Source organism: Pseudomonas sp. Sample_10, from assembly GCF_004321495.1.
Classification (GTDB): domain Bacteria; phylum Pseudomonadota; class Gammaproteobacteria; order Pseudomonadales; family Pseudomonadaceae; genus Aquipseudomonas.
On sequence record NZ_RCOE01000057.1, the window covers coordinates 1 to 1,876 of the forward strand.

Below are 1,876 nucleotides of genomic sequence, written 5' to 3' on the forward strand. Positions count from 1 at the left end.
GGCACAGTGGATCTGACGCTTCGCTCGCTTACCGTTGCGGGGGCAGCACCGGACTGACATGGCTTGGAGTAAAGCACATGATTCACCGGTTTCCCGTTTCACCCTGTGAAGGGCACCCGTAACAAGATGCATAGGAGAGCATGGGCGGAGGTTGGGCGTCAATTGGCAAGGGTTCTCGTTTGAGTTGATCGTTCCCACGCTCTGCGTTGATCATTCGTTTGATCGTTCCCACGCTCTGCGTTGGAATGCAGCCCGGGACGCTCTGCGTCCCTTTCACAGCCGAACGCGGAGCGTCCGTTGAGGCATGCCCACGCAGAGCGTGGGAACGATCGACGCAAAGCGCGGGAACGATCGATTCGGCTTGATCATTGACCCGCCCCAATACCATGCGTAGCCTTGCGCTTTCGAGGTTCTTCGGCGTCTGTCGAAGCTAAGAAGGGAACGCGGTCAATGCCGCGGCTGCCCCCGCAACTGTGAACGGTGATGTTCGCTGCCACGCCACTGCACGCTCAAGTCCTGAGCCCGCGGGAAGGCGCAGCCAACGCCAGTCAAGCGACTGGGACACCGTCAGCCAGGAGACCTGCCTCGATACAGATTCTCACTAGAACCGGGCGGGGTGATCCGGTGGCGAACGCTTCCGGCGCGCACAGGCGTTGCCGGTTCTCGTCCCGTATGCCCGCCACCTTGCCAAAGGGCATCCGATGAAAACACTGGCCAAACTCCCCGTCACCATCGTTACCGGCTTCCTCGGCTCGGGTAAAACCACCTTGCTGCGACACATGCTCGACAACGCTCAGGGTCGCCGCATCGCAGTGATCGTCAACGAATTCGGTGAGCTGGGCATCGATGGCGAGATCCTCAAGCAGTGTTCAATCGGTTGCACCGAAGAAGAAGCCAGTGGCCGTGTCTATGAGCTGGCCAACGGCTGCCTGTGCTGCACCGTTCAGGAAGAGTTCTTCCCGGTGATGCGCGAACTGGTTGCCCGGCGCGGTGATCTCGATCACATTCTTATCGAAACCTCGGGCCTGGCCCTGCCAAAACCTTTGGTACAAGCCTTCCAGTGGCCGGAAATCCGCAGTGCCTGCACCGTTGATGCGGTGATCACCGTGGTCGACAGCCCGGCCGTGGCCGCCGGCACCTTCGCCGCATTCCCGGATCAGGTCGACGCCCAGCGCAAACTCGACCCAAACCTGGACCACGAATCGCCACTGCACGAACTGTTCGCCGATCAACTGTCCAGCGCTGACCTGGTGATCCTCAACAAGGCCGACCTGATCAGCCCTGAAGACCTGGCCCGCGTGCGCCTGGAAGTCGCCGAAGAACTGCCGCCTGCGGTAAAAGTCATCGAAGCCAGCAGCGGGCGCTTGCCGCTGGACGTGTTGATCGGCCTGGGTGCCGGCTCTGAAGAGCACATCGACAGCCGTCATAGCCATCATGATCACCACCATGAAGGCGAAGACGATCACGATCACGATGCTTTCGATTCCATCTCCATCGAGCTGCCGCAAGCCGACGAAAGCCTGCTGATGGACGCGCTGACCCAACTGGTGGTCCAGCACGGCATCCTGCGTGTCAAAGGCTTCGCTGCAATCCCGAACAAACCGATGCGTCTGCTGATTCAGGGCGTGGGCACACGTTTTGACAAGCACTTCGATCGTCAATGGAGCCTTGAGGAACCACGCGTCACTCGTCTGGTGCTGATCGGCCAGGCACTGGACGCCAGCCTGCTCGAAGCGCAATTGCGCGCCGCGCTCAGCGTGTAAGCCATGCACCTGCTCAGGACCCAGCCCGGCGGTTTCGTGTCGGATGACAACATTGCCGACCTTGGACAAACCCCCGCCGAGCTGGTGATCCTGTGCAGCGGCGATTCCAGCCT

General features: G+C 60.7%; 1 protein-coding gene and 2 riboswitches. The gene reads left to right on the top strand.

The features are described 5' to 3' along the window. A riboswitch (cobalamin riboswitch) is annotated at positions 1 to 135 on the bottom strand. This riboswitch is flagged as partial in the annotation. Between the two features lie 255 nt (positions 136 to 390). Next, a riboswitch (cobalamin riboswitch) is annotated at positions 391 to 603 on the top strand. A gap of 98 nt (positions 604 to 701) precedes the next feature. After that, positions 702 to 1,763: a cobalamin biosynthesis protein CobW gene (cobW, locus tag D8U18_RS04345; RefSeq protein ID WP_056852814.1), complete on the top strand. Its 1,062-nt coding sequence runs from the start codon at positions 702 to 704 to the stop codon at positions 1,761 to 1,763. Positions 1,764 to 1,876 lie beyond the last annotated feature (113 nt).

What these genes read in the sequence shown, in the direction of transcription:
- cobW (WP_056852814.1), top strand. Translation starts at nt 702, where the DNA reads ATGAAAACACTGGCCAAACTCCCCGTCACCATCGTTACCGGCTTCCTC.